This window comes from Psychrobacillus insolitus, from assembly GCF_003254155.1.
Lineage (GTDB): Bacteria > Bacillota > Bacilli > Bacillales_A > Planococcaceae > Psychrobacillus > Psychrobacillus insolitus.
In genome coordinates this window covers 13,303-35,465 of the sequence record NZ_QKZI01000005.1, presented here as the reverse complement: position 1 = coordinate 35,465, position 22,163 = coordinate 13,303, and the positions used below count along the sequence as shown (strand labels likewise).

Annotated in this window: 21 protein-coding genes; 15 read left to right on the top strand and 6 right to left on the bottom strand. The window is 36.7% G+C overall.

The window, feature by feature from the left end; all coding sequences use genetic code 11:
* Nucleotides 1-333 precede the first annotated feature (333 nt).
* Nucleotides 334-1,788, bottom strand: coding sequence for a cardiolipin synthase (cls, locus tag C7437_RS11585; protein ID WP_111439896.1), 1,455 nt, complete (start codon nucleotides 1,786-1,788; stop codon nucleotides 334-336).
* 531 nt (nucleotides 1,789-2,319) lie between these two features.
* Between cls and C7437_RS11580 the strand changes: the two genes are divergently transcribed.
* The 5 genes from C7437_RS11580 (at nucleotide 2,320) to C7437_RS11560 (ending at nucleotide 7,889) form a co-directional block, all read left to right on the top strand.
* The gene (locus C7437_RS11580; protein WP_111439895.1) at nucleotides 2,320-2,529 is read left to right on the top strand and encodes a hypothetical protein; all 210 of its coding nucleotides are present in this window, start codon (nucleotides 2,320-2,322) and stop codon (nucleotides 2,527-2,529) included.
* 459 nt (nucleotides 2,530-2,988) lie between these two features.
* The gene (locus C7437_RS11575; protein ID WP_111439894.1) at nucleotides 2,989-3,918 is read left to right on the top strand and encodes an ABC transporter ATP-binding protein; all 930 of its coding nucleotides are present in this window, start codon (nucleotides 2,989-2,991) and stop codon (nucleotides 3,916-3,918) included.
* Between the two features lie 12 nt (nucleotides 3,919-3,930).
* Nucleotides 3,931-5,205: an ABC transporter permease gene (locus C7437_RS11570; RefSeq protein WP_111439893.1), complete on the top strand. Its 1,275-nt coding sequence runs from the start codon at nucleotides 3,931-3,933 to the stop codon at nucleotides 5,203-5,205.
* Complete coding sequence (locus C7437_RS11565; RefSeq protein ID WP_170122369.1) at nucleotides 5,202-6,311, top strand: ABC transporter permease; 1,110 nt, start codon at nucleotides 5,202-5,204, stop codon at nucleotides 6,309-6,311. Before C7437_RS11570 ends, C7437_RS11565 begins: the two co-directional genes overlap by 4 nt.
* 15 nt (nucleotides 6,312-6,326) lie before the next feature.
* A complete protein-coding gene (locus tag C7437_RS11560) occupies nucleotides 6,327-7,889 on the top strand; it encodes an aminotransferase class V-fold PLP-dependent enzyme (RefSeq protein ID WP_111439891.1) in 1,563 nt (520 codons plus the stop codon).
* Between the two features lie 198 nt (nucleotides 7,890-8,087).
* Here the strand turns inward: C7437_RS11560 and C7437_RS11555 are convergent, their stop codons facing one another.
* The 4 genes from C7437_RS11555 to C7437_RS11540 all read right to left on the bottom strand — a co-directional run bounded on the left by C7437_RS11555 (nucleotide 8,088) and on the right by C7437_RS11540 (nucleotide 11,565).
* The gene (locus tag C7437_RS11555; protein ID WP_111439890.1) at nucleotides 8,088-8,642 is read right to left on the bottom strand and encodes a hypothetical protein; all 555 of its coding nucleotides are present in this window, start codon (nucleotides 8,640-8,642) and stop codon (nucleotides 8,088-8,090) included.
* Nucleotides 8,639-9,538, bottom strand: coding sequence for a hypothetical protein (locus C7437_RS11550; protein ID WP_111439889.1), 900 nt, complete (start codon nucleotides 9,536-9,538; stop codon nucleotides 8,639-8,641). The genes C7437_RS11555 and C7437_RS11550 overlap by 4 nt, the downstream gene beginning before the upstream one ends.
* 132 nt (nucleotides 9,539-9,670) lie before the next feature.
* Nucleotides 9,671-10,834: an MFS transporter gene (locus C7437_RS11545; protein WP_111439888.1), complete on the bottom strand. Its 1,164-nt coding sequence runs from the start codon at nucleotides 10,832-10,834 to the stop codon at nucleotides 9,671-9,673.
* 317 nt (nucleotides 10,835-11,151) lie between these two features.
* Nucleotides 11,152-11,565 (bottom strand): CBS domain-containing protein, encoded by a 414-nt coding sequence (locus C7437_RS11540; RefSeq protein ID WP_111439887.1) that lies wholly within the window; start codon nucleotides 11,563-11,565, stop codon nucleotides 11,152-11,154.
* A 173-nt stretch (nucleotides 11,566-11,738) separates the two neighbouring features.
* Here C7437_RS11540 and C7437_RS17345 point away from each other — a divergent pair, with 173 nt between their 5' ends.
* Entirely contained in the window at nucleotides 11,739-11,870 is a 132-nt protein-coding gene (locus C7437_RS17345) for an Lmo0850 family protein (protein ID WP_281269953.1), read from the top strand.
* 98 nt (nucleotides 11,871-11,968) lie between these two features.
* On the opposite strand, the gene C7437_RS11535 is transcribed toward C7437_RS17345, so the two are convergent.
* Entirely contained in the window at nucleotides 11,969-13,150 is a 1,182-nt protein-coding gene (locus C7437_RS11535) for an FtsW/RodA/SpoVE family cell cycle protein (RefSeq protein ID WP_111439885.1), read from the bottom strand.
* Between the two features lie 188 nt (nucleotides 13,151-13,338).
* On the opposite strand from C7437_RS11535, the gene C7437_RS11530 reads away from it, so the two are divergent.
* From C7437_RS11530 to C7437_RS11490, 9 genes are all read left to right on the top strand, one after another.
* Nucleotides 13,339-14,088 (top strand): hypothetical protein, encoded by a 750-nt coding sequence (locus tag C7437_RS11530; RefSeq protein ID WP_111439883.1) that lies wholly within the window; start codon nucleotides 13,339-13,341, stop codon nucleotides 14,086-14,088.
* 69 nt (nucleotides 14,089-14,157) lie between these two features.
* A complete protein-coding gene (locus C7437_RS11525) occupies nucleotides 14,158-14,490 on the top strand; it encodes a DMT family transporter (RefSeq protein ID WP_111439881.1) in 333 nt (110 codons plus the stop codon).
* Nucleotides 14,490-14,804 carry a DMT family transporter gene (locus C7437_RS11520; RefSeq protein WP_111439879.1) on the top strand — a complete coding sequence of 105 codons (315 nt, stop codon included), beginning with the start codon at nucleotides 14,490-14,492 and terminating at the stop codon, nucleotides 14,802-14,804. The genes C7437_RS11525 and C7437_RS11520 overlap by 1 nt, the downstream gene beginning before the upstream one ends.
* A gap of 64 nt (nucleotides 14,805-14,868) precedes the next feature.
* Entirely contained in the window at nucleotides 14,869-15,951 is a 1,083-nt protein-coding gene (locus C7437_RS11515) for a D-alanine--D-alanine ligase (RefSeq protein ID WP_111439877.1), read from the top strand.
* A 5-nt stretch (nucleotides 15,952-15,956) separates the two neighbouring features.
* Entirely contained in the window at nucleotides 15,957-17,327 is a 1,371-nt protein-coding gene (locus tag C7437_RS11510; protein WP_111439875.1) for a UDP-N-acetylmuramoyl-tripeptide--D-alanyl-D-alanine ligase, read from the top strand.
* Nucleotides 17,328-17,351: 24 nt separating this feature from the next.
* Nucleotides 17,352-18,068, top strand: a complete 717-nt coding sequence (locus tag C7437_RS11505) for an alpha/beta hydrolase (RefSeq protein ID WP_111439873.1) — start codon at nucleotides 17,352-17,354, stop codon at nucleotides 18,066-18,068.
* 334 nt (nucleotides 18,069-18,402) lie between these two features.
* Nucleotides 18,403-19,977: a degradosome RNA helicase CshA gene (gene cshA, locus C7437_RS11500; RefSeq protein ID WP_111439871.1), complete on the top strand. Its 1,575-nt coding sequence runs from the start codon at nucleotides 18,403-18,405 to the stop codon at nucleotides 19,975-19,977.
* A 174-nt stretch (nucleotides 19,978-20,151) separates the two neighbouring features.
* Nucleotides 20,152-20,631 (top strand): PH domain-containing protein, encoded by a 480-nt coding sequence (locus tag C7437_RS11495; RefSeq protein ID WP_111439869.1) that lies wholly within the window; start codon nucleotides 20,152-20,154, stop codon nucleotides 20,629-20,631.
* Nucleotides 20,624-22,153 (top strand): PH domain-containing protein, encoded by a 1,530-nt coding sequence (locus C7437_RS11490; protein WP_111439867.1) that lies wholly within the window; start codon nucleotides 20,624-20,626, stop codon nucleotides 22,151-22,153. Before C7437_RS11495 ends, C7437_RS11490 begins: the two co-directional genes overlap by 8 nt.
* Nucleotides 22,154-22,163 lie beyond the last annotated feature (10 nt).

Below are 22,163 nucleotides of genomic sequence, written 5' to 3'. Positions count from 1 at the left end.
AATCCTGATCCGCGCTGATTTCGTTCCGAGCGGACGCTTTCCGTGGGGCGTGCGGTGAGCTTCCTCGCCCGCGAAAACCGCGCTCCTGTGGGGTCTCACCTGTCACGCTAATCCCACCGGAGTCGCCGCTCGTAACGAAAGTCAGCAAAGAAAATATAGGGAACTTAAGTTTAAATGGATATAGAAAAAAAGACTGCTTAAAAAAAACAGTTTTACTGACTTTCTGGACAGTCCCGTGATAAATAAATTAATTATAGCCGACTAAAATTCCTCACCAAGGACATTTGATAAAGAACCTAAAAAAAGAGGTTTCCGCGAATAGCGGAAGCCTCTTTATAATATTGGCGAAATTAACCTTGCGATAGATTCTTTGAACATAATTTTTTTGGATCTTTCTTGGTAGAGTTCCCAAGTAAGCTCCGTGGATAATTGCATATCTTCTTCGAAAATCTCTGCTAATTGATGAGAAGTTGTACGATCATATATAAAAGCATTAACCTCAAAGTTTAACTTGAAACTACGTACATCAATATTCGCTGTTCCTACGGTAGAAGCCTCGTCATCAATAACAATCATTTTTGTATGTAAGAATCCATTTTGATAAATGTATACCTTTGCTCCAGCTCTAATAAGCTCTCCAACGTAAGAATATGTAGCCCAATAAACAAAAATATGGTCAGGTTTATTTGGTATCATTATGCGTACATCAATGCCGGATAAACATGCGATACGGAGTGTATCCATAAAGCTTGCATCAGGTATGAAGTATGGAGATTGAATATAAATATATTTCTTAGCCATCATTAATAACTTCAGATATCCATTTTTAATCTGCTCCCATTCAGAGTCAGGTCCACTTGACACAATTTGTAATCCAACGGAACCTTTCATCGGAATTGCAGGAAAGAATCTATCTGAGTACTCAATATCTTGATCTGCAGAAGCTTGGTTCCAATCGAGTATAAAACGTGTTTGAAGTGGATGTACGGAACTCCCTTCAATACGCAAATGTGTATCTCTCCAATATCCAAACTTCTTATCTAAACCTAAATATTCATCCCCAACATTAAATCCACCTATATAACCAATACGACCATCAATTACGACAATTTTACGGTGATTTCGATAGTTCATCCGTGGATTGATCAAAGGGAAGATGGAAGGGAAGAACACTTCGACTTGACCACCAAGATCAATGAATTCTTTAAAATGCCGTTTTCTTAGCGACCGTGAGCCCATAGCGTCATATAGAACGCGAACTTCGACTCCTTGTTTCACTTTTTCTAATAAAATATTGTAAATACTATTTCCGAGATTATCTAGACGGAAAATATAATATTGAATATGAATATGATTTTTTGCGTTTTTTAAATCTTCCATAAGTGCATCAAACTTTTCTCGCCCATCGATAAAAATGTCAACTTGATTGTCTTGTGTCAGTACAGCCTGATTATTTTGCAAATGCATAATGATTAATTCTTTATAATGACTTGCATCATCTAATCGGAAATCAAATGAATCATCCTCAATAGCTTCCATTTGGAACTCAATGAGTGTATCGATCCCAACTTTCTTTTTCCCTTCCCATCGGAATAAGTGCTTTCTTCTTAACTTTCTACCGAATAATAAATAGATCCCAAATCCCACAATTGGTATAAAAAATAAAATCATAATCCAAGCCCAAGTAGCAGATGCATCTCTTCGTTCTAAAAATATTAAAGTTAGTGCAAGAAAAATATTAAGAAAAAGAACAGCGGTAATGACTAAATTGATTATATTAATTGTCACTCAAACATCTCCTAAGGAAAAACTAATAAGTATAATTTCTAGTATAGCTGATATTAGAAGTGGAAAGAAGAGATAAGCTAGGGATACATTCTTTATTCTTCTTAACGTAGCAGTACTTTTAATAGGAACTCTTTATTTATTTTCCAAAGCGAACCGTAAAAATTCATATAGAAAAAAGATGCTATACGGATTTTCTTAGTTTAATAAAAAGAACAAAATGAATATACGACATATCTGTAAATAAGTGCAAAAAGCGACTTTTCTACTATATTCGCACTTATTTTAAATTATGTCGTATGCCATTTTTGCTCATTTACTGTTTTTATCAATTATCTTGCTACCATAAATTTTGTACAAGGCGAATTAAAAACGTCCGTTTAGAAAAGTGAGCTCAAGTGGTTTTCTTAAAAGATAAGAAAGTATAAGAATTTCCTCGACTTCGAAAACAGTTTTTGCGATTTTTGTTAGATCGCTCTGGACAGTACGAAAGACTTACATTTTAACTTAAAAGAAAAATAGGAGCTGAAGAAAATGACTGCGTCACTTTCTTCAGCTCCTCCTCTTTTTAGTAATCATGTAGCTTACGATCGTCCGCCGCTCTCCAAAAATAATCGTAATCATTGTGTGAAAGCTTTGGTTAAGAAGAGAGGAGCCGCATGCTTACCTAAAGTGGACGCCGAAGATGATATTTCGGCTTTCATGTCACGTCTTACTTGGATGAATGCTTCTCCACTTTTTTGAACCACTTCTAAACAGAATCTTATTTTCTTCTAGTAACTTATGTAGACAAGGAACTCTTCTATAAAAATAAGGAAGTATTATTTTATAGAAAATCGGATGGCGCCTGAAATTGCATCTTCAGGCGCACTTTACTATGTAGAAAAGGATTTCTTCTTTTATTACCCAAAGCATTTGCCCTTTTTCCTTTGATGTTTTAGGAGAGCGACGGATAAACAAACGTAATAGGATGACCGAAAAGATCGAGGAGCTACGTGACGCAGTCACGTAGCTCCTCGATCTTTTTCTCGTTTATTCTATGACAATAAGTTTCGTCCAAAGCGAACCGTGAAAATCCATATAGAAAAAGAACGCTTTAGCGCTTTTCATATATAATTTACAAAATATTTAAACAAATGCTTACATAAATTACATTAATAGTTTGCTATACTTTACTTAACTATGTTCTAAGGAGATGGGAGAATGCTTCAAGCAATCAATCTTCATAAGAAATTCAAAACAAAAGAAGTCGTAAGGCAAGTGAATATGCAACTCGAAGCAGGAGAATCTGTGGGATTAATTGGTCCAAATGGTGCCGGAAAATCAACTACCATTTCGATGCTTTCATCTTTAATAATGCCAACAAGCGGTGATGTGGAATGGCAAGGAGTATCTATTACGAAAAATCCAGAATCTCTTCGCAAAGTGCTTGGAATTGTACCACAGGAAATTGCATTATATCCTGAACTTTCAGCAAGAGAAAACCTAGCCTTTTTCGGCCGTATTTATGGATTAAAAGGGCCAACGTTGAATGAAAGGATTGAAGAGGTCCTACAGAAAATAGGATTAACAGATCGCCAAAAAGATATCGTAAAAACCTTTTCTGGTGGTATGAAGCGACGTCTAAACATTGGAGCTGCACTTTTACATAAGCCGTCCATCTTAATAATGGATGAGCCAACTGTAGGGATTGACCCTCAATCGAGAGCTTACATTCTTGATACTGTAAAACAGCTAGTAGAAGAAGGAATGACTCTTTTGTACACGAGCCACTATATGGAAGAAGTAGAGTTGCTCTGTGACAAAATCTACATTATGGATCAGGGGGCAATCATCGCTCATGGAACAAAAGATGAGCTGAAATCACTCGTTTCAGACAATCAAACAATAGAATTGAAAGCACACATACTATCGACAAAATTTGAATCAGCATTAATCAATCAATTTCCTAAAGCTACAGTTAGAAAGGAAGAAGATTTGCTCACTGTCACTCTGGCTAAAAGCGAGGAGCCCCTAGCAACAATATTTGCACTAGCTGCAAATAATGATGTAATGATCACCTCTGCAATCGTAAAAATACCAACGCTCGAGGATGTATTTTTAAATTTAACAGGAAGAGCACTGAGAGACTAGGGAGGAAACGAAATGTTGTTTAGTTTGATTGGAAAACAAATGAAAATGCTTATCCGCAATAAACAACCACTAATCATTTTATTAGTTATGCCTATTGTATTAATCACAATTCTTTCCCTGGCACTTGCTGGAGTCATGGATAATGGAGCGGAAGAAGCGATTCAAGCGAGACTAGTTTTAGTAGATGAATCTACATGGGAAAAAGAAAAAGCTTCTATTCAAGAATTTCTTGAAAAGGAAGGCATAATAGGTCCCCCGTTAGAAGCTTTACTTACTCAAATAGAAAATAATAATCCAATTCAACTTCTTGAAAACAATATTTTGGCATCCAGTGAAATAGAAAAATACATTTCAGTTGTACATAAGAAACCTGAAGATTTGGATACGATTCGTCAAGACAAAGAAGTGGATGGAATTTTATCAGTACCGCCAAGTTTTCGCTTAAATTATGTTAAATCTGCTTACTTTGATAAACAGATAGAACCCGATTTAGACTTGTATTTAAGCCAAGAGAATGAAATTCGGGCATCTATTATTCAATCCGTTATTTCTGAGTGGCAATATGGATTTACACAATCGCTTGCTCTATCAAAAGCGGGTTTACCTATAGAAGAAGTGATGGGGAATACGAAAAAAGTAGAGAAAGTGGAACAAGTTTTAGAGGATCATGAACGAGAAATTCCTTCTTCTATTTATTACACAGTTGGAATGCTTGTGATGTTTGCGTTATATGTTCCGGCATTTTTAGCGGGATTCGCTCTACAGGAAGTTCAATGGAAAGTATATGACCGCCTTATCTTAGCTGGAGTCTCTTCTACTCTATATACACTATCTATTTTCATCACGGGGACGTTAGTAGCTCTTGTGCAACAAATTATAATGCTTTCATATGGTAAATTTGCTTTAAAAATTGAATGGATTGGACTAGAAGGAATGATTGTTATTGTCCTCAGTTATAGCATATTTGTCGGAGGACTTGCTGCTCTATTAACCACTTTACAGTTCCGATCAAAGTCAGATGGAATTTTGAATGCCTTTAATGGATTTGTTGTATCGATATTTGCTTTCCTTGGAGGATCTTTTATCAATATTGGAGATATTTCTGAAACACTAGCAAATATAGGGGACTTTACACCAAATGGAGCCGCGATGACAGCGATTTTGTCGATTCAAAAGGGGGAGGAGCTAGCGGTTATATGGCCGTTTATGGCTGTTTTATATGGCTATGTTAGCTTATGTGTTCTGCTAGCCATAGTATTGTTTCCGAGAAGAGGTGTAACGGTATGACAGGAATTTGGATTGCTAGACTGCAAAGCTTGAAGCGAAAGCCTTTATTGCTAATTTTCATGACATTGATGACCGTAGTAATGGCCTATGTTTTAGGTAGCTCCAGTAACGGAACGACGAATATCTATGTTGCCTTGGATGAATCAGGAAAGAGTCAAGAAGTTTGGAAAGAGTTAAATGAAGTAGAAGGCTATACTTTTCATAAAATGACCAAAAATGAGCTATTACTCAAAGTAAATGAAGATATGGATACGATAGGCGTATTAATTAATGAGGATACTTATTCTGTATTTGCCGGGACAGAATCAGATACGGTCAGAAGTCTATCACTTGCGATAGAGTCTAAGTTTAATGAGCTTGCTTTCAAAGATCAGGTAATTCAGGCAAGTGGAGAAAGTACTTGGGTGGAGATTGAAAAAAGTCTAGAAGAAAATGAAGCATTTCAAGTTAAGGTGGATGCCATGGATGCATCACAAATTTTCAGATATGATAATGCCCTACAAGGATTATTTGGATTTATGCTATTTTTCGTTTTTTATACGATTTCGATTAATGTACAATTTATATTAGAAGATAAACAATCTGGCATATGGAACCGCTTAAAACTAGCTTCCGTGAGCAGATTTCAATTGTATTTTGGGCATTTATCCTTCAGTTATGTTATTGGATTCGTGCAAATTTTATTAGTTATTTCGATGTTTCGATATATTTTAGGTGTCAATATGTATGGAGGTTTCTGGAAGGTAGTAGTTATTTCCGCTTTCTATGTGTTACTGGTGATGGCAATTTCTATATTCGTCATCTCGCTTGTGAAAACGGTGAGTCAGAGCAGTGTTATTATTTCATTGCTTGCAGTTGCTTTCGCGATGATTGGAGGAGCGTACTGGCCACTTGAAATTGTTGAATCAGAAGTTATGTTAGTTTTGAAATGGATATCGCCTGTTTTTTATGCAATGGAAGCTTTGAAAAGAGTGACTATATACGAGGAAACTCTAAGCAGTGTTTGGACATATCTAAGTATGATGGTAGGATTAGCGGTTATAATGTTAGCAGTGGGGATTACTTTATTAGAAAAGCGAACAGAACGCTATCATTCTAGTGAATAGATGGGGGATACGGGGATGTATTGGTGTAAAATTGCTCGTACAGAAAAAGAGTTTGAAGCAATTGCGAGATTAAACTATGAAACATTTGTGGAGGAAATACCACAACACGAGCCCGATCCGAGTGGGATGCGAGTCGATGAGTTTCATCTTGAAAACGTATATGTAATTGTATTAAAGGATCAAGAGTTAGCGGGAATGGTTGCCTTTCGTGCAGAAAGGCCCTTTTCCTTGGACAAAAAACTTGGCCCGGTCGAAGCGTTACTTCCAAAAGACGCAATGCAAGGAAAGATTTGTGAGATTCGTCTATTAGCGGTAGATAAAGCTCATCGGAATGGACGGGTATTTTATCATTTAGCGAGATCTTTGTCAGACTATGTGTATGAAAGTGGTTACTGGGCAGCTATTATTTCTGGTACTGTTCTGGAGCAAAAATTATATAATCAGTTAGGATTTGAACCATTTGCAGAGCCTGTAGGAACGGAAGAAGCGAAATTCGTTCCAATGGTATTAACAAGAGAGCGTTTTGATAAATCGGTGGCAGGAAAGTTTAAGCCAAAGCAATATTCCTTTTATCCGGGGCCAGTTCAGCAGTCAGAACGAATCCAAAGAGCATTTTTAGAGAAACCAATATCCCACCGAACGTACGAATTTAAAGTAATGCTTGAACGAGTACAGAAACAATTAACTACTATTAGTGGAGCCAAATATGTCCATCTACTAGTCGGAAGTGGCACGCTAGCAAACGATTCAATGATTGCTCAGTTACATAATATTGGAGAACAGGGAATCGTCCTAACAAATGGAGCATTTGGCGAGCGTTTAGAGAGACAAGCACGACGTTGGAGATTAAGCTATGACATCCATGAATGTGAATGGGGGACACGGTTTGACTTGGGCAGGGTTGAACAAACGCTTGCTACTGGAAATTATCGTTGGCTACTCATGACTCACGGGGAAACCTCTACAGGAATGCTTAATCAGTTAGAAGAAATAGTAGAAATCTGTAAGCGATACAACGTATTACTATGCGTGGACTGCATAAGCTCTTTTGGTGCGCTACCGTTTCGGTTAGACGGAGTGTTTTTAGCGACTAGTGTGAGTGGTAAAGCAATTGGAACAATGAGTGGATTAGCATTTGTATTTGCAAATGAAGAAATTCAACCAAGTAATCAGATTCCAACTTATTTAGATATTGGTTTAACTACAAATACCAACATTCCACATACAATGCCCTCACAATTTATACACAGCTTAGAGCTAGCATTGATGTCATATGAGGATGGTACTAGATTCGAGCTCTTAAAGAAGCGGATGCATTTTATCGAAGAAGAGCTTGTTAAACATCAAATCGATTTATTTACAGATCATAATTATCCGATGATATTCACATGGCAAGAAAATGACTTCCCATATTTAGCAGAAGATGCGCGTATGTCAGGCTTTAACCTACACTATAGAAGTGATTATTTAGTGGAAAAAGGATTGCTACAAATTTCCTGTATCCAACCAGACTTCGAAGTCGCATGGACAAAATTTATGGAATGGCGAAATAATTATCTGGCCTATCACGCTGAATAACTAGATTTCTGACCGTATAAGGGAGAATGAGACCGGATAGAAAATAATGTGACCGGATAAGAAAAATTGTGACCGTATAAAAAATAATGTGACCAGATAAATAAATTTCTGACCACATAACAAAAAAAGTCTATTTTCACGCAAGTAAAATAAACCAAAATCCGAGGAGAGCATCCTCGGCTTTTGGTTTAAGCTACGTCATTCAATGATTTCATCTTTCGAAAATCTCTTTTGCATATTGCGCAAATAAACCAGAAAAGCGATCTCTATAATCAACCCGAGCACAACAATAAGAACTGATACTGAAAGCATAATATCCATCGGTGCATTAATGATAAAAGATTGGCACAACAAGGAACCGAGATTAACCGCCATGTACCAATAGAATATTCGATTCGTAGCATGGAGCGTTTCTTCAAAAGGGAGCAGCTTCGCAATCACTCGAAGCAAATCAAATAAGTAATATACGAGAATTACTTTTAACAAACTTAGTAATACAGGATAGTAACTTAACCATTCGCTTTGTTGGATTATTTGATCATTCAAAAAAAAGTTAGGTACAGAAACAACGGCCAAAACAATCGTTAGAACTTTTAACTTATCGTAAGACTGCGACGATAAAGTCGCAAGTTGTTTGATGCCATTGTAAATTAAAATGTAGCCAATAAAGTCTGGTAATAAATCCACAATTATATGAAATTTCAAAAATACGAAAAGAAATCCGATAAATAGCTTTTTAAAACCACTCCTCATTTAGCCTCACCTCTAGCTTTCTCTAGGAGTGCATTTACTTGTTTCTGAGTAAGCCATGGCTCATTTTTTATATAGATGTCATGACTAACCACTTTTCCATCTAGTGTTTTCCCTGTCCATGGTTGGAGGGCAGATATGAACTTTATTTCATTTAAACTCTCTTTTGTATGAAAGAATAGGGCAACGGAGTCAACTGGCTCGATTTGAAGCGGCCAAGTTACTTCTGTATATAGTGGAGCATCCAGCTGATCCCAGGAAGTATTAGCTAGTTCACTAAATGCTGTACTGACTCCTTTCGAGTCTTTCCAAACCATCACTTTTAAATCCTTGTGCTGTTGAACCAAATCAGGTAATTCGATAGGATTCATTGATACAGGTTCTTCCACTTTTAATAAAACAGCCTCTCCATGATTGTTTGTAGAAAAAGAAGAAGGGCTTGAAAATATCGACACTTCTTCCGCGATAGGAGTGAGTGCAAGCTTGTCGACTTTTACTGGAATTATTTGACCATTTGTAAAGTGTGCAAAAATATTATTCGTTTGAACGCCTTCATTCACATTCCCTAAGTCTTCTTCAGTTAGTGTGAACGATGCTTCCTTTAAAAAGTGATGGGAAAATTCCTGTCTATATGCCTGAGCAGAAAGTTCGCCAAACCATGGAAACCAACTATTTTCATTGGAGTATGTATATCCATTTATCTGTAAACTATCTAATTCTATTACATCGTTTTTATTCGTCAAATAAAAGAGTTTGAAACTCGTCTGTTCCGAAGATGGCATATCAATATAGGTATCCAAAACAATAGGTTCTTCTAACTGTTTTGATTGATAATAAAAAATATTAACAGTCCAACATAAAAGAATGACACTAATGATTCTCCAAAACCAATTCTTCAATCTACATTCCTCCTCGAAGTATCATAATGCAATATACGCGTCATACTCATAGAATATCGATAAATCAGTTAAACAATGGAAAAATGATAGAAAAAAATGCCAAGGAGCAAACCCTTGGCATTTTTTTGAATTTTAAGCTGCGTCATTCAATGATTTCGTCGATTTGCGGTAAGTGAAGATTAATCCAATCGATAATACAGCAAGCACACCAGATAACACATAAATATTATCCGGTTGAATAGTAAATAACCAAGCAAATAATAATGGACCGATAATACGACCTAAGTTATCCATGGAATAAGCCATTCCCGCAGCTGCCCCGTATCTTCCACCTGACTCTTTCGTAGTTAGCGAGACAATCGTCGTTCTAGCAAGTGCGTTACCTGCTGTGAACACACATAAAGATAACCCTGCCCAGAAAATACTCGTAGTAAATACCGTCATAAATAATCCGATAGCAGTAATGATTTGTGCATATAAAAGCCATTTTGTTTCCGTTCCATTTTTGATTCGACGCACAACACCACCTTGAATACCAGCATCTACAAATCCGCTAAACATAAACAGATAACCGATTTGAAGAGGGGTGATCTCAATCCGTTCGATTTGGAACAACTGGAATGTTGCTTCTAATCCAGCTAATAAAAACGTCACCATGAATGAAAATAGGAATAAATATTTAATACGATATGACCACATACTTGTTGCACCTTTTGGAAGTAATGCACGCTTATTTGCTTCACCAGTACGTTCTGGTTCTTTTAAAATAATCGCTGCGTATACAAAAATTACGAGTAAAAGAATTGCAGATGCGGTGAAAGGAAGTGCCAAGCTAATATTTCCTAGTACTCCACCAATTGCTGGTCCGAAGATGAATCCTAGACCAATCGACATGCCAAGGAATCCCATATACTTATTGCGGTTCTCTTCATCCGATAAATCAGCTGCAAACCCAGTTACAGCGGTGTAAAGAGCGCCGGAGAATAATCCCCCAACTACGCGGGATAAATAAAGCATGAATAAGGAATCAAAAAATAGGGAGAATAGCCAAAAGCTTAAACTAAATCCAACTAAGCCTACTAAAATGAGCGATTTTCTTCCTACTCGATCGGATAACTTACCCCAAAGTGGAGCGGTAAAAAACGACGCTAATGAGTAAACGGTTAATAAACCACCAACATGAATTTCAGAGTAATTTTGATCTAAAATTACTTCTGGTAGTACGGGGATGATAATTCCGAAACCAAGATAAACTAAAAATTGAATGGACATTAATATAAAGATGGTCTTTTTCATGCGTAAAACCTGCTTTCTCTAAATCTTCTACCCTCTATATTACACGTTTCTAATTAGTTTGACACGATGTAATCTGAGAGTATTTTAGACAACAGAAACAGAGCTGAAAGCCGTTGCAACTTCTGCAAGCAAAAGGTCCATATTTATAGGCAGTATGTTAAGAAGCTAGATTGTGTTATAAGTATCCATATATTGGCTAAGTGAGACAATATGGTCCGTGAACGTGACAATACTGGTGACAAACGAGACAAAACAATACCCGAACACGACAAACTAAAAAAAGCTGTCCCAAAAAATATTTGGGACAGCTTTTATGTTTAATAATGACGAGGTTCGGAAATGCTTTCTAAAGCATTAGAAATTTCTTGAACATGTGGGAAGGGAAATGCCAAATCAGCCAAAGAAACAAAACCAACAAGCTTATCATTTTCAACTACTGGTAGTCGCCGTACTTGATTTTCAGCCATAATATCCGAAGCTTCTACAGTGGTATCACTCGGGGAAACAGTAATAACCGATTTTGTCATAACATCTTCCACTTTACTCTGAGAGTCTTTTGCTACAGCTCTTGTGACAATATCACGATCAGTAACAATGCCAACTAATTTGTTGTTGTTAACAACTGGAAGACATCCAATATCAAGTGTTCGCATTTGATTAGCTACTTCATTTATATAATCTAGGGGATTACATGTTGCAACTTCTCTACTCATCACATTTTCTACATTCAAATTACTCACTCCTTTTGTACAGGATGGTTTACAAAAGATCAAAATATGTAACATAAATGAAAGATTTAAATGAGTCAAAAGATGGTATAATGTAAAAAGAAAAAATTAAATAAAAAAAGAAACTTTTATACAAATAAATCGTAATAATAATAGGAAAGGGCGAGGTGGATAGAATGGCTAAGGAAGTTGATTTAAAGAAAATTGTAAGTAATCTTTCAAAGCTTGGCGTGACGGTTACCATGACAAAATCAAGACTCGACATACTAAAAGCTTTAGTACCGCCAACACAAAGTCCTCAAAACTAAAAAGAGGGTGAATCGTAAATTCGTAAAACACGAACTTTCGATTCACCCTTTTTTTATTCAATATCTGCCTTACGCATTAATAGGCACTTCCGCTTTTCTTATTCTTCTTCATTTTTAGCAAACATATAAGTTCTATGGTGGAACTTCATACTAAATACTAATCCAATAGCGAACATATTCCCCATGAGCGAACTACCACCATAACTGATAAATGGTAATGGAATCCCCGTTATTGGCAATAATTGAATCGTCATTCCAATGTTTTCGAACACATGGAACGTGATCATTGCAATGATTCCCGCACATACATAGGTACTGTAAGCATCTTTTAACTGAAGGGTAATTTTGGTTAGATGGTAAATAAGCAAAAAGAAAATACTGAGAACAATACTAGCACCGACGAATCCATATTCTTCCCCTATTACAGCGAAGATAAAATCGGTATGATTTTCTGCAACATATACTACGCGTTCACCATACCCTTTACCAAAAATTTCTCCAGAACCAATTGCGTTTAGAGAAGAAATTAAATGGTAACCTTCATTGGAAGAGTAAGAATAGGGATCTAACCAGGAGTATATTCGAGCGAACTGATAGGATTTCAGACCAAACTGATCTTCTAAAAAGTCCTGCATATATAACGCCATCCATAAAAGTCCAGCGCCAATTCCGGCGACACCAAAAAATGCAGGGAGAATAATTTTCCATGAAATCCCTGCGACAATTACTAGCGCAGCAGTAATGGCGATAAATACAAGTGAAGTTCCGAGGTCGGGCTGTTTCATGATAAATGCTAATGGAACGACGAATGCGGCAACAAATTTCCCGAGTAAAATAAAATCAGTTTTTATCGTTTTTAACAAATATGTTTCATGATGCTTTGTAATTAGCCGAGCAAGCGCTAAAATATAAAATGTCTTCATAAACTCTGCTGGCTGAATGTCTCCAATTGGTAAGTGGAACCAGCTCTTTGCACCATTTCTAGGCTCTACTAATGCCAGACTATCTGGCAAGATAAACAGGATAGCGAGAAGTAATACACCAATACCATATATATACCACGCCATTTTTTTATATTGTTCAGGTTCAAAAAGCATAACTAGTCCAATAATACAAGCACCAACAAAATACCAAAAAAGTTGTTTTGTTATAAAATTTGTCGTATATTGTCCTGATGTTTGTGCGGAAGAGATAGCTAGTAAACTAATAATCAGAAATAATAATAGTATAAAAGCAAGCGTCCAATCAAAACGATCGGGAAATCCCTTTTTATTTTCCATATAACTCACCCATATTTCTTTCAAATTTCGCTTGTGCTTGTCATAGTTAAACGACAATTTTCACTTTTCCTATTATAGCGTAAATACTAGTTTCTTGCTTGTCAGTTATTAGGGACGTCCAATCAAATATAGATGTTGCATAGGAAAAATTATGCTACTATTATATAGACGATGAAGGAGTGAATGTTGTGGCAAAAAAAGAAAAAGAGAGAGAACTAGATGAGTATTTGGATCATTTATATATACATGTAAACGAGGTTGAGCATTTTGCATTATTTAGTGGATTAACCGTACAACAATTTATAAGAAGTTTCTCTGACTTGCCAGCTCTTTTATTACTAAATCATCAGTATGAGGACGCATCATTTAATATACATACACAATTAGAATTTATTGTACAAGATCAATATCTCCGCTTCGTAAAGGATTATGCAGAAAGGCCTATTGCTCTCTGCCTTATGGATTTTACGGATGAAAAAAAGCTAAACATGCTATCGCCTCAAGAACAAGCGGAGCTTTTATATATTGCACATAAAAAAGAAGCATTTCGTTCTCCTTTTTATCATCACTTGCTAAATCGTTTTGTGTATTTAACAGATGAAGACAATGAAATAACGAAAATATATTTCCGAGATATGGCAGATTTACATATCTTGATCGCTGGTGTATTTAACCAGTATATTAGTGATAAAAGCAAATCGACGGCTTTTTGGCGCAAGAAAAACAATGTAGTTTTATCTCAATTATCTGTTGAGAAAATAGAAGAACATGAAGATTTTTATGAAGATGGTGTGTTGATGTCATTATATAAAATGGACAAAACAAATTATGGATTAGAAATCCGAAGTTTGCCTGAAGATATTTTCCCAGATGAAGTACTGGGTGATTTAAAACAGCACTTAGAGAAGCCTGCTGACTTGTTAATAGTAGTAAGTTAAATTTCATATAGAACGCTTTTGCTTCTTTTCCTAGCAAAAGCGTTTATTATTTGTAAAGAGGTGTTTTGTGTGGCTTGGTTATTATTGGTATTTGCAGGATTAACTGAAATCGTATGGGCTATTGGGTTGAAGGAAGCGAATGGATTTACCAAATTGGTACCTTCCATTGTAACGATTCTCTTTTTAGTCATTAGCTTTTTCTTATTTGCCAAAGCAATGAAGACGATTCCTATTGGAACTGCATATGCTATTTTTACAGGAATCGGAGCAGCGGGAACAGTAATAGTAGGGATTCTCTGGCTTAATGAAGAAGCAAGTCTAGGGAAAATATTCTTTTTATGTGTACTACTCTTTGGAATCATTGGTCTAAAACTTTCGGATGATGAAGAGGAGGTTGCATAATGGCATGGCTCATACTTATTATTGCAGGGTTATTTGAAGTTGCCTTTGTTGTCGGTATGAAGTTATCGAATGGATTTAAAGAAGTGAAATTTACGGTACTCACCATTATTTCTGCAGCGCTTAGCTTTTTTCTGTTATCACTTGCTCTAAGAAATATTCCTATTGGTACAGGATATGCTGTCTGGACTGGTATTGGAGCAGCGGGAAGTGTATTGATTGGGATGTACTTTTTTAATGAGAAGAAAAGTACGAAGAAGTTATTGTTTTTAAGTTGCATCATTTTTGGTGTGGTTGGGTTGAAGTTATTCAGTTAATTATTCATCAAATTACATGGACCATGATAAACTAGTACTATCCAAAACGTGGGGGTTTTTAATAATGAAAATTAAATTAGGCTTATTATATGGTGGGAAATCCGCTGAGCATGAAGTGTCATTACTAACAGCAAGAGCCGTTTCACAGGCTATTAACTTTGATAAATATGAGGTATACCCAATTTTCATCACAAAAGTAGGGGAATGGATTAAAGGTAACCCATTAATGGGCCCGGTAGATACAGTGGAATCACTAAAAATTAGCAAGGAAACAATTAGACCAAATTCAATTACAAGCTTCTTACCTATAGATGGGGATGATGCATCACATTTAGATGTTATTTTTCCACTTCTTCATGGACCAAACGGAGAAGATGGTACTGTTCAAGGATTATTAGAAGTGATGAACTTGCCATACGTAGGGAATGGAGTACTAGCATCTGCTGCAGGAATGGATAAAGTCGTGATGAAGCAATTATTTAATGAAGCTGGATTAGCACAAGTTCCTTACGTGCATTTTATTCGCAATGAGTGGAAAAATAGCCAAACAGCACTTCTTCAAAAAATGGAAGGCAATTTAAAATGGCCTTTATTTGTAAAACCTGCAAACTTAGGTTCAAGTGTAGGAATTACGAAAGTTGCTAATCGAGAAGAGCTTTTAACAGCAGTTGAAGTAGCATTTAAATATGATCGTAAAATTATCGTCGAGCAAGGAATTGTTGCGCGTGAGTTGGAAATGAGTGTACTTGGAAACGACGAACCAAGATGCTCGATTGCAGGAGAGGTATTACCAACGAAAGATTTTTACGACTATGAAGCAAAATACGAAGATGGAACAACAAACTATGCCATTCCAGCAGAGGTTTCACCTGAGTTATTAGAGAAGATGAAAGATGCAGCAATCCGTGCATTTAAAGTATTGGATTGCTCAGGACTTGTTCGTGCAGATTTCTTTGTAACAGATGATGAAGAAGTAATTATCAATGAGGTTAATACGTTGCCAGGATTTACTCCAATTAGTATGTATCCTAAACTTTGGATGGAATCAGGATTAGCTTATTCTGATTTGATAGAAGAACTAATTGCACTTGCAATGGAACGTTTTGAAGAAAAGCAACAACTTGAGCATTCAAAGGATGGGGAGTGAACAAGTTGAAAAAAACATTATCTGCAATTGCAAACTGGTTACAAATACAAGATACATTTGAACAAGATCCGCTGATTACGGGTGTTTCTATTAATACGAAAACATTACAACCGGGTGACTTATTTATCCCTTTCCGTGGTGAAAATGTAAATGGACACCGCTTTGTACAAAACGCGTTTGAAAAAGGAGCAGCAGCTTCTCTTTGGTTAAAAGATGAGCCGAATCCACCAAAGGACGTTCCACTTTTATTCGTAGATAGTGCAGAAAAAGCGCTTCAGCAAATGGCGGAAGCATACCGTGCAGAATTATCTGCTGTTTTCATCGGAATTACTGGATCGAACGGTAAAACATCGACGAAAGATTTAGTTGCAGGAATGCTTTCTCCATACTTTCGTGTTAAGAAAACGGAAGGGAATTTTAATAATGAGTTAGGATTGCCTTTGACGATTCTTTCGTTAGAAGAGGATACCGAGTTTGCAGTGCTTGAAATGGGCATGAGTTCATTTGGAGAAATTGAATTTCTTTCGAATCTAGCAAAACCAACATATGCCGTCATTACGAATATCGGTGAGGCACATATGCAGGATCTAGGTTCACGAGAAGGAATTACAAAAGCGAAATTTGAAATTATTTCAGGCTTAAAGGGCGCAGGAAAACTATTCTACGATGGAGATGAGCCATTACTACGCCCATTCGTAGAAGGATCTCCTTCTATTAACTCAACATCTTTTGGTGTCCAGGAAAATAATGATTTACGAATTGCAGAAGTGGAATTTACGGAACAAGGTAGTGTATTCCGTGTAGAGGGTACATTAAACGAAGAGATGTCAATCCCGGTTTTAGGGGAGCATCAAGTTAAAAACACATTAGCGGCTTTATTGATTGGTAAAGAAGTGGGGTTAACAGCAGAACAAATGAGAGAAGCACTAAAAGAAATTACTTTAACTGACATGCGTATGCAAGTAATAGAAGCGAAAAATGGCTCTATTTTTATAAATGATGCATATAATGCTGCTCCTACTTCCATGCGTGCAGCAATTGACTTTTTAGAAAAATCTTCGATCAAGCCTGATAAATGGCTAGTTCTTGGAGATATGCTTGAACTTGGTGAACATGAAAAGCAGTACCATGAAGAAATGAGTGCATCTATTTCTACTGGGGTTTTCAAAGGCATCTGCTTGTTTGGACCAAAAATGGAATGGCTATATGCTAAACTATCGGAGCACTCTAACGTGGAAGAAATAATTTGGGTAGAAAATGAGATTGAGCAGATCATCGCATTTTTATCGAAAAAAATTGACAACAGGTCCATTGTTTTAGTAAAAGGCTCAAGGGGTATGAAGTTAGAAAGAGTCATTGAACCATTCGAACAATAATGTTGTAAAAGGAGTAGGGGCAATTTGAAGACAGGTGTACTTTGTATTCATGGGTTTACTGGTGGACCATACGAGGTTCAGCCAATTGCAGATTATTTAGAGAACAACACCGATTGGAAAATAGTTGTCCCTACACTTCCTGGTCACGGGGAGACATTGGAGTTAAAAAAATTTAGAGCAGAAAATTGGATGATGGAAGCAGAACTTGCTCTTCGAAAACTTCAAAAAGAAGTGGATAAAGTAATTGTTATTGGATTTTCAATGGGCGGCCTTATTGCTATTTATTTAGCTAAGCGTTATAAAATCGAAAAATTGGTTTTATTAAGCGCAGCAGCCAAATACATTTATCCTACCCAAATACTGCAAGATATTCGCGAAATAGCAAAAGAAGCTATGGTTGGAAAGCTTGAAGCTAATGAGTTGTTCAAGCGATATAAATATAAATGGGAAAAGACTCCCATTAATGCAACGTTCGAATTTATACGATTGGTGCGTATGATTGAACCTTATTACGGCCAAATTATAATACCAGTCTGTTTAGTCCAAGGAAAAAAAGATGGTATCGTTCCTTACGCTACTGCTCAGTTCTTATTTAACCAGATTGGGTCGGAGAAAAAAGAACTGATTTATTCAGAGATGGGTAAACACCATATTTGCTATAGCGAGGACTGTAACGATTGGTTTTTTAAAGTACTTCTATTTTTAAAGGAAGATGAGGTGGAAATAATAACTAATAACTAATAATTATAACAGTTTCTAATTCGTTGCAACTAATTATAAGACATGCTATACTACGTTTAGAGCAATGGATACATTTTGTGTAAAGACTCTTCAGCGTTTATGGAAGAGTACTTTTTTTTGAACATAACGGTTTGTTAAAGTAAGTTTATATAGTTTTAAAATGACAAACCGCTCGGCAAAAGACCGGGCTTTCCCTTTATATAAGACCCCTCTGATCAAAAACTACAGAGAATTTTAAGTAACGGAAACGTTCCTCGTATATACTCGAATTTGCCGCAATTTCATCTGAAAATGTAACCATTTGTCAAAACAGAAGAAAAAGGAGATTAAAATTTTGACAAATTTTTCAGAATTAAATATCAGCGCTTCAACATTAGCATCCGTTCAACGTATGGGATTTGAAGAAGCAACACCAATTCAAGAAGGTACTATTAGACATGCTATGGAAGGTAAAGACATTATCGGACAAGCACAAACAGGAACAGGTAAAACTGCTGCTTTTGGTATTCCAATGATTGAAAAAGTTGATATTAAAAACCCGAATATCCAAGCATTGATTATCGCTCCAACACGTGAACTTGCAATTCAAGTTTCAGAAGAGCTTTATAGATTAGGATATGACAAAAAGGTTCGTATTTTATCTGTTTACGGAGGACAAGAAATTAGTCGTCAAATCCGTGCACTTAAAAATAAACCTCAAGTAATCGTTGGTACACCAGGTCGTATTCTTGACCACATCAATCGTCGTACGTTAAAACTTGATCAAGTTCAAACACTTATCTTAGACGAAGCTGATGAAATGCTTAACATGGGATTCATTGAAGACATCAACACAATTTTGGAAAGCGTTCCAGCTGAACGTCAAACATTACTGTTCTCAGCTACAATGCCTGGACCTATCCGTAAAATTGCAGAAAGATTCATGAAATCTCCAGTTGAAGTTAAAATCAAGTCTAAAGAAATGACTGTAGAAAACATTGAACAATTCTACGTAAAAGCTACTGAACGCGAAAAATTTGATGTTCTTTCAAGAATTTTAAATGTACAACAACCAGAACTAGCAATTATTTTTGGTCGTACAAAACGTCGCGTAGACGAATTAGCACAAGCACTAAGTGTTCGTGGTTACTTAGCAGAAGGAATTCACGGAGATTTAAGCCAAGCGAAACGTATGTCTGTTTTAAAACAATTTAAATCAAACAAAATTGATATCCTTGTTGCAACAGATGTAGCGGCACGTGGATTAGATATTTCTGGCGTAACGCATGTTTATAACTTCGATATTCCACAAGATCCTGAAAGCTATGTTCACCGTATCGGTCGTACAGGACGCGCAGGGAAAAGTGGTATTGCAACAACATTCGTAACACCAAGAGAAATGGGTTACTTACGCATCGTAGAAGATACTACGAAAAAACGTATGACTCCACTTCTTCCACCAAGTTCTGATGAAGCATTAGTTGGATTACAACGTGTAGCTATTGAAACTTTATCTGAATTAGTGGGTAAAAATGATTTAAACGATTACCGCCCATTAGCAGCAGAAATGCTTGGGAAATTTGAAGCAGTAGACATTATTGCTGCAGCTTTAAAATCGTTAACAAAAGAACCGAACGATACTCCAATCGCTCTTTCTGAAGAACGCCCATTACCATCACGTGGTGGCGGTAGTGGTGGCGGACGCTCAGGCGGCGGCGGTGGTTACAAAGGTAAACGTAGCACTGGCGGCAGTGGTGGCGGACGTAGTTCATCATCAGCAAGTCGTGGAGGAAGCGATCGCGGAGCATCACGCTCAGGCGGCGGTTCACGTCCACCTAGCAGTGGCGGAGCACGTCGTACTAGCAGTGGTCCTCGTGATGGTTCTACACAACGTAGCACTAGAACTCGTACACCTCGTAGCGAAGGCTAATATTACAACAATTCAAAAGGATGAATATCACATTTCGATGTGATATTCATCCTTTTTTTAGTTCTTCGTCAAATGACGTTGGTGAAGAGTTTTAGTCGGCTAGAATTGAATTATTTATTTTGAAACATTTTACCTTATAAATCGTATACAATGACAAGGGGAGAGGTGTTAAATATGAGAGCAGAACCAACTAATCGGATATCAGAAAAAGGACTCCGAGTTTGGTATATATACGGAATCCTACAATCGCTAATCGTATTACTAGTGGGTATTGGTGTAGGGACAATCAATTACTTCACTGGTGAGTACGTATGGCTATACATAGTAACGGGAGCAGTAGTTTTAATAGCAGGATATTTACTCACTTATTTATTTCCAAAAGTTAGATGGATGCGCTGGAGGTATGAAGTCAGGGAGCAAGAAATTGAGTTACAGCATGGGTTGTTTATCGTGAAAAGAACCTTGGTGCCAATGGTTCGTGTACAACATGTAGACACGGAGCAAGGACCAATATTGAGGAAATATAATCTGTCCTCGATTACGATTTCTACTGCTGCCACAAGTCATACGATACCCGCATTAATTACTGAAGAAGCAGATGAACTGAGAGGAAGAATTTCTGTGCTTGCAAGGGTGGCGGAAGACGATGTCTAAAGAAAAGTACAAATTACATCCTATTTCTGCACTTATAAATTTCATAAAAGTATTAAAAGATATGATTGTTCCGCTTGTTTTTGTTGTTGCAGTCAATGGATTCGGTAGTGGCGGCGATTCAGAAGGTTGGTCTTCCTATATAACCTATATTATTTACGGCGTCATTTTACTATTTCTGTTAGTTAGCGGCATTATTAAATGGAAACGATTCAGATATTGGTTTGAAGAGGAAGAGTTACGCATCGAATACGGGCTCTTTGTGAAGAAAAAACGATACATCCCATTTGAACGTATTCAAAGCTTAAACTATACAGAGGGTATATTACACAGACCTTTTGGGCTTGTAAAAGTGAAAGTAGAGACTGCAGGCGGTGGACAGACGAAAGAAGCAGATGCAGAGTTAACCGCTATTACGAAGGACGCTGCAGAACAGATAAAAAAAGAAATGCTTCAAGCAAAGAATAAGCTCCCGGTAGATTCAGATGAAACGATTCAAGTAGAAGAAATAGTGGAGCGACAAACAAAACCAGTTTTTCATATCTCGCAGAAAGAACTATTTATCTTAGCGAGTACATCAGGTGGTATTGGTGTCTTCTTCTCAGGTCTTGCCGTTTTCATTTCGCAGTTTTCAGAAATAATACCGTATGAAACGATTTATGATGAGTTTCAAGTCTTCATAAAATTCGGTGTACTTCTAATCGCGCTAGCTGTTTTCTTGGTACTATTAGTAGCGTGGATTGTATCTGTTGTCATAACGTTCATAAATTATTACGATTTTACAATTCGAGTGGAAGACAATGAAATCATTATTACTAGGGGACTTCTTGAAAAGAAGAAAATCACAATTCCTCTATCACGTATTCAAGGAATTCGTATCGCAGAAAATCCTCTGCGTCAGTTAACGGGTTACGCGACTGTTATTGTAGATAGTGCTGGAGGTTCTCTTTCTGAGAAAGATGAAAAAATCCGCCTGCTGCCGCTGATCAAAAAGAAAGAGATCAATAAAATACTTCTACAGATTTTTCCGGAATTTCAGTTAGATCCAAATTATATAAATGTTCCGAAGAGATCGAGAAAGTTCTTTTACCGTTTAGATTTCGTGTGGATGATTCCTGTAGCTTGCGTGGTTATCTACTTTTTCTATCCATATGGGCTGCTATCCTTGCTATTATTTCCGATAAGTTTTGGAATTGGCGTATGGCAGCATAAAACAATGGGATATTATATTGATCAACAACATTTAATCGTTCAATATCGCATTATTAGTAAGACGACTGTTTGGCTAGAAAAGAGACGTATTCAATCGATGACAGAAAGAACAACCTACTTCCAAAAAAGAGTGGGAGTTTCTTCCATTATCACAACGATTAAATCAGGTATTGGTGGAGCGGTTACAACGGTGTCGCATCTAGACAAAGAAGATGCAGAAATACTTCTAAGTTGGTATGAACCAGCAAGAACGAAAAATACTCAAATAGAAAAAGAACAGCTACCCAATTTTGAAACAATAAACCTAAATTAATAAGTTAAAA

Excerpts from the sequence above, each read along its gene's own strand:
- C7437_RS11495 (WP_111439869.1), top strand. The coding sequence starts at position 20,152 with ATGAGAGCAGAACCAACTAATCGGATATCAGAAAAAGGACTCCGAGTT.
- C7437_RS11565 (WP_170122369.1), top strand. The coding sequence starts at position 5,202 with ATGACAGGAATTTGGATTGCTAGACTGCAAAGCTTGAAGCGAAAGCCT.
- C7437_RS11580 (WP_111439895.1), top strand. The coding sequence starts at position 2,320 with ATGACTGCGTCACTTTCTTCAGCTCCTCCTCTTTTTAGTAATCATGTA.
- C7437_RS11535 (WP_111439885.1), bottom strand. The coding sequence starts at position 13,150 with ATGGAAAATAAAAAGGGATTTCCCGATCGTTTTGATTGGACGCTTGCT.
- C7437_RS11545 (WP_111439888.1), bottom strand. The coding sequence starts at position 10,834 with ATGAAAAAGACCATCTTTATATTAATGTCCATTCAATTTTTAGTTTAT.
- C7437_RS11555 (WP_111439890.1), bottom strand. The coding sequence starts at position 8,642 with ATGAGGAGTGGTTTTAAAAAGCTATTTATCGGATTTCTTTTCGTATTT.
- C7437_RS11490 (WP_111439867.1), top strand. The coding sequence starts at position 20,624 with ATGTCTAAAGAAAAGTACAAATTACATCCTATTTCTGCACTTATAAAT.
- C7437_RS11520 (WP_111439879.1), top strand. The coding sequence starts at position 14,490 with ATGGCATGGCTCATACTTATTATTGCAGGGTTATTTGAAGTTGCCTTT.
- C7437_RS11570 (WP_111439893.1), top strand. The coding sequence starts at position 3,931 with ATGTTGTTTAGTTTGATTGGAAAACAAATGAAAATGCTTATCCGCAAT.
- C7437_RS11560 (WP_111439891.1), top strand. The coding sequence starts at position 6,327 with ATGTATTGGTGTAAAATTGCTCGTACAGAAAAAGAGTTTGAAGCAATT.
- C7437_RS11515 (WP_111439877.1), top strand. The coding sequence starts at position 14,869 with ATGAAAATTAAATTAGGCTTATTATATGGTGGGAAATCCGCTGAGCAT.
- C7437_RS17345 (WP_281269953.1), top strand. The coding sequence starts at position 11,739 with ATGGCTAAGGAAGTTGATTTAAAGAAAATTGTAAGTAATCTTTCAAAG.
- C7437_RS11575 (WP_111439894.1), top strand. The coding sequence starts at position 2,989 with ATGCTTCAAGCAATCAATCTTCATAAGAAATTCAAAACAAAAGAAGTC.